At 74.8% G+C, this 5,493-nt stretch carries 6 protein-coding genes; 3 read left to right on the top strand and 3 right to left on the bottom strand.

The window, feature by feature from the left end; translation table 11 throughout:
* Both ACFV4N_RS39105 and ACFV4N_RS39100 read left to right on the top strand, forming a co-directional pair.
* Positions 1 to 566 (top strand): EF-hand domain-containing protein (locus ACFV4N_RS39105; RefSeq protein WP_499677729.1); only part of this gene is annotated, 566 nt, incomplete at its 5' end.
* 82 nt (positions 567 to 648) lie between these two features.
* A complete protein-coding gene (locus tag ACFV4N_RS39100; protein WP_499677728.1) occupies positions 649 to 1,380 on the top strand; it encodes a polysaccharide deacetylase family protein in 732 nt (243 codons plus the stop codon).
* Between the two features lie 141 nt (positions 1,381 to 1,521).
* Here the strand turns inward: ACFV4N_RS39100 and ACFV4N_RS39095 are convergent, their stop codons facing one another.
* From ACFV4N_RS39095 to ACFV4N_RS39085, 3 genes are all read right to left on the bottom strand, one after another.
* Positions 1,522 to 2,034 (bottom strand): GNAT family N-acetyltransferase, encoded by a 513-nt coding sequence (locus ACFV4N_RS39095; RefSeq protein ID WP_499677727.1) that lies wholly within the window; start codon positions 2,032 to 2,034, stop codon positions 1,522 to 1,524.
* 126 nt (positions 2,035 to 2,160) lie between these two features.
* On the bottom strand, positions 2,161 to 3,231 hold the full coding sequence (locus ACFV4N_RS39090; protein ID WP_499677726.1) for a VanZ family protein: 1,071 nt from the start codon (positions 3,229 to 3,231) through the stop codon (positions 2,161 to 2,163).
* 72 nt (positions 3,232 to 3,303) lie between these two features.
* Entirely contained in the window at positions 3,304 to 4,290 is a 987-nt protein-coding gene (locus ACFV4N_RS39085; protein WP_499677725.1) for an LLM class flavin-dependent oxidoreductase, read from the bottom strand.
* 80 nt (positions 4,291 to 4,370) lie between these two features.
* Here ACFV4N_RS39085 and ACFV4N_RS39080 point away from each other — a divergent pair, with 80 nt between their 5' ends.
* A complete protein-coding gene (locus ACFV4N_RS39080; protein WP_499677724.1) occupies positions 4,371 to 5,372 on the top strand; it encodes an MBL fold metallo-hydrolase in 1,002 nt (333 codons plus the stop codon).
* The last annotated feature ends 121 nt before the right edge of the window (positions 5,373 to 5,493 follow it).

Genomic DNA, 5,493 nt, shown 5'->3' with positions numbered 1-5,493 from the left:
TCACCAACGACGACACCGGCACCACGAACCTGCCCGCCCGCCCCGGCGTGGCGCCGGTCCTGCGCGCCTGCCGCGTGCCGGTCACCCGGATGGACCGCCCGGTCCTGGTGTCGGCGGGCGGCGCGGACGAGATCGTGCCCCTGGTCGTGGTCGAGCGGTTCGTGGCCGACCTGGCGGGCGCCGGCACCCCCGTCCGCTTCGACCGCCACGCCGACGCCGGCCACGCCGACGTCCTCCGGGCGGGCCAGGACCGGCTCATCGGCTGGGCCGACGAGCTGATCCGGGGCGAGGCAGCCGCGCCGGCCTTCGACCCGCTCGACGCCGATGGCGACGGCAGCCTCACCCGGGACGACTTCGACGTCGTCGCCCTGCGCCTGGCCCAGGGTGCGGGCGAACCGCCGGGCTCGCCGCGGGCCAGGGCGATCCGCCACGGCTACCGGGCGCTCTGGCGCCGGCTCGCCGAGCGGGCCGACACCGACGCGGACGGCCGCGTCACCCGCGCGGAGTTCCAACGCCTGCTCTCGGAGGACCCAACGGCACTGGCCGCGCTCCACGACCTGGTCTAACTTCCGCTCCCCACGGGGGTAAACCCCTGCGGGGTACCCGTTTTGCGGCTTGCGCGCCGTGACCGCCGCTTACGCTCCGGCGATGGGTGCTTTATCAGGGGTGCGGCAGCTCGCGGAGCCGGTGGAGCGGATGTTCGGCGGGATCGCCGGTTCGGTGTGCGGGGTGCGGACCACCGCGCCGCACGTCGTGCTGACCTACGACGACGGCCCCGAGCCGGGCGGGACGGACGCGGTGCTGTCGGCGCTCGGCGACTTCCGCGCGACCGCCACGTTCTTCGTGCTGCTGACCCGGGCCAGGCGCTTCCCGGAGCTGCTGGCGGAGGTCGCGGCGGAGGGCCACGAGATCGGGCTGCACGGGCTGGACCACCGCCGGCTCACCGGCCTGCCGACGCGCGAGGTCGAGGTGCGGACCAGGGCCGCCCGCGCCGAGCTGGAGGACCTGACCGGCCGCCGCGTCACCTGGTTCCGCCCGCCGTACGGCACGCAGTCGCCGCGCACCTGGCGCGCGGTGACGCGGGACGGGCTGGTGCCGGTGCTGTGGGGACCGGCGCTGCGCGACTGGTCGGACGTGCCGCAGCCCGAGCGGGTGGCCGGTGCGGTGCGCGACAGCCGGGCCGGGTCGATCGTGCTCGGCCACGACGGTTTCGCCGGCCCGGAGGACGGCGTGGACGACGGCCCCGCGCCGGACGTGGAGCGGGGCGACCTGACCCGCCGGCTGCTCCGGGCCTACGGCGAGCGCGGCCTGGTCGGCCGGTCCCTCGGCGAGGCGCTGGTCTCGGGGGAGCAGTCGCGGCGCGCCTGGTTCCGCCGCTGACGGCACGCCGCTGACCGCACGCCGCACGTCGCAGGCCGCGTGCCGCAGGCCGCGCGCCCGCACGCGCTCCGGCGCCGGGCCCGGTGCCGCAAGGGCACTCGGTCGCCGACCTCCCCCTCGGACGTCACCACCACCGCCTGGTCAACGCCGACCGGTCTTGTTCGACCAGTCGGTGTCGACCACCGCGCGTCGCATGCACACCAGGCCGGGCCGGTCGTCCCAGGAGTCCGCGAGGGTGAAGCCGAGGCGTTCGTAGAGCCCGATGGCGTCCCGCCGCCAGTGCCACACCGACAGCCGCACGGCGACCGCACCCGTGTCGGCGGCGTGCTCGAGCACCGCGGCGACCAGCGCCTTCGCCGCCCCCCTGCCCCGGCAGGCCGGGTCCACCCACAGCCGCTTGACCTCCAGCGAGGCGTCGGCCGACGCGGACCCCACGACGCAGCCCACCGGGTTCCCACCGGTCTCGGCCACCCACACGGTGTCGGCGGCGAACGCGGTCCGCGGGTCGAGCACCTCGGCGCGGTAGCGCGGCGGCAGCTCCCCGACGGCGGACACCGCGACGCCCTTCTCCGCCTCGGTCCGCAGGTGGTAGGCGAGCAGGAGGGGCGCGAGCGCCTGGTCACGCCACCGCGAAACAGTGATCTCGGCTGTCATCGCCGCAGCTTCACACAGCCGGCGGGTCCGATCACACCCACACCCCCGCGGATGGGGGCCTCGTCCACGAACGACGGATCCTTACCGCTACGACCTGATCTGTCGAAGCACCAACGACCCAGGGCGCTAGACCGGCTCCGGCACGCGGGTCGGGCGCACCACCACCGTGCGGGTGCCCGCCACGCGCTCGTGCCACCCCAGCTGGTCGCGGCGGAACACCGGCACCACGAACGTCCCCACCAGCACCACCGTGATCACCACCAGGTCCAGCCCGAACTCCCACCACTGGTCCGACCTCGGCGACACCAGCACCGCGTACGCGAACAGCCCCGTCACGCCCAGCAGCTCGCGCACCACGATCCGCCACGCGCCGGCCGGGCGGCCGTCCGGCCGGCGCGTGCGGTACCGCAGCAGCCACCCGCCGAACGTCCAGCCGCCCGTCACCGCGGGCGCCACCACCCGCAGCAGCACCATCAGCGCCAGCGCCCACCTCAGGTCGGGCAGCAGCAACCGGGACACCAGCACCACCACCAGCAGGTCCGCCACCACCCCGCTCAGCCGGCGCGGCACGCTCACCGTGCCCGGCGGCGCGACGACGTCGTCCTGGTCCGGCACGGTCGGCACCACCAGCGCCACGGGCGCGACCATCCACCCCAGCAGCGCGCCGCCGGTGTTGGAGATCAGGTCGTCCACGTCCGCGATCCGGTACGGGCAGGGGTAGAAGCCCAGGTTCCCGGTGTACTGCACGACCTCGACCATCAGCGACACGCCCAGGCCGATGCACACCACCGCGAGCGGTCCGCGCCGGTATGCCTTGCGCAGCACCACGCCCAGCGGCACGAACAGCGCCACGTTGAAGGCCTGCTGGAGGAACGCCTGGGAGGTCACCATGGCCTGGATGCCCGACCGGTCGTTGGCCGCCATGTTGTTCCGCATGTCGGTGACCCACTGGAACGGCGTGGTGGACAGCATGGTCTCGCCCCGGCACACCGCGTCCCGGTCCGGGAACGGCAGGAAGATCAGCGCGAGCGCCACGAGCCCGTAGGCCAGCAGGCCGTAGAGCACCAGCGCCCGCCGCGGTTCGACGCGCCCGAACCGCCAGTAGTGCAGCGCGATCAAGGGCAGGAGCAGCAACGCCCCCACGCCCACGAAGGTGAGGAACCCCGTCCGCGCGGGCTCCAGGTACGAACTCAGCATGTCCACCGTTCCGCCAAGAGGTCCGCGACGAGGTGAACACTCCTTATCCAGCGGGCGCGCGCGCCAAACCCGTCAGGGTTTCAGGTTCGGCAGCACCTCCGCGCCGAACAGCCGGATCGCGTCGAGCACGGCCTCGTGCGGCAGGCCGCCGATGTCGATCATGACCAGTTGGGCGTCCAGCCCGAGCAGGTCGGTCAGCGCGTTGAGCCGCTCGGTCACCTCGACCGGGTCGCCGCACACCGCCGCGCCCTCCATCAACGCGTCCACGTCCACGTCGCCGTCACCGCGCCACCGGTCGGCGAAGTGGGCGTAGCCGGTCAGGTGGGGCCGCCACCGGGCCCGCGCCCCGGCCGCGGTGGGCGCCACGAACACGTGGCTGGGCAGCGCCACCCGGCCGCCGCCGCCCATGGCCTCGCGGTAGCGCTCGACCACCGACCGGTGCGTGCCCGGGTCGCGCAGGGTGCTGGGCAGCATCAGCGGCAGGCCCAGTTCCACCGCGAGGTCGGCGGACACCGCCGAGCCGCTGCCGATCCACACCAGCGGCCGGGGCCGCTGCACCGGTCGCGGCGTCGTGGTCACGTCGACCAGCGGGCTGCGGTACCTGCCCTCCCAGGTCACGTGCGGCTCCTCCAGCAGCCGCAGCAGCAGGCGCAGGTTCTCGTCGAACCGCGCCCGCAGGTCGTCCTGCACCCCGAACGCCGCGTCCGTGCGCTGCGACACGCCCCGCGCCACGATCAGCTCCGCCCGGCCCCGCGACAGCACGTCCAGGGTGGCCAGCTCCTCGGCCACCCGCACCGGGTCGTGGTGGGCCAGCAGGGTCACCCCCGTGGACAGCCGGAGCGTGGACGTGCGCCCGGCGATGGTCGCCAGCAGCAGTTCCGGCGCGGAGACGATGTAGCGGGTGAAGTGGTGCTCGCCGATGGCCACGCCGGTGAAGCCCGCCTCCTCCGCGACCACGGCCTGCTCCACGATCGCGCGCAGCCGGTCGGCCTCGGTCACCGCGTGCCCCGTGCTCGGGTTGGGCAGGTGGTCGCCGAGGATCAGCAGGTAGACGTCCATGTGAACAATCTTGCACGCTGCTCCGGACACCGGCGCGCACCGCCCGGCCCCCGGAAGCTACCGGACAGTAGGATCGCGGGGTGGACTGGACCCTGCCCGGAGCCTTCGAGGTCGCGCCCGGGGTGCACCGCATCCCGCTGCCGCTGCCGAACGACGGCCTGCACACCGTCAACTGCTACGCGATCGAGGACGGCGACGGCCTGGTCCTGGTCGACCCGGGCTGGGCGCTCGACGACGGCTTCACCGCCCTGGAGCGGGCGCTGGGCGACCTCGGGCACGGCTTCGAGGACGTCCGCCGGTTCCTGGTCACCCACGTCCACCGCGACCACTACACCATGGCCGTCGCCCTGCGCCGCCGCTTCGGCACGAAGGTCGCCCTCGGCCTCGGCGAGCAGCCGTCCCTGGCCAGGATCACCGCCCGCGCGGCGAACGGCCAGGTGGAGAGCCTGCGCGAGTGGGGCGCGCCGCACCTGGCCGAGCGCTGGCGGACCGTGCTGGCCGCCCTCGGCGAGGAGGCGGTGCGCGACTACGAGGAACCCGACGAGTGGCTGGGGGAGGGCGACCTGGAGCTGGACAAGCGCGTGCTGAGCGTCCTGCCGACGCCCGGCCACACCCGCGGCCACGTGGTGTTCGTCGACGCGGAGGCCCGGCTGCTGTTCTCGGGCGACCACGTGCTGCCGCACATCACGCCGTCCATCGGCTTCGAACCGGCCCGGCCCGCCCTGCCCCTGGGCGACTACCTCGACTCGCTGCGCCTGGTGCGTACCTGCCCCGACCTGCGGCTGCTACCCGCCCACGGCCCCGTCACCGACTCCAGCCACGCCCGGGTGGACGAGCTGCTGGCCCACCACGAGGACCGGCTGGCGGCCACCCTGGACGCCGTCCGCGCGGGCACCGGCACCGCGTTCGAGACCGCGGGCAGGCTCGGCTGGACCCGCCGCGGCCGGTCGTTCGCCGAGCTGGACCCGTTCAACCAGGTGCTGGCCGTCGGCGAGACCGCCGCGCACCTGGACGTGCTGGTCAGGCGGGGTGCGGTGCGCGCGGCGGAACGGGACGGCGTGACCGCCTACGAGGCCGCCTGACGCGGGGGCGCGCACCGGGAGCGGCCGGCCGCGAGGGTTCGGCCGGCCGCTCCCGGTGCTCACCGGAAGTGCTCGGCGAGCACCGGGGCCAGCACCTCCGGCGCGACGCCGTGCCACTCGC

Origin of the sequence: Actinosynnema sp. NPDC059797 (assembly GCF_042732085.1) — a bacterium.
Taxonomy (GTDB): Bacteria; Actinomycetota; Actinomycetes; order Mycobacteriales; family Pseudonocardiaceae; genus Actinosynnema.
The sequence above is the reverse complement of the archived record's forward strand: the minus strand, read 5'-3'. Positions and strand labels throughout refer to the sequence as shown.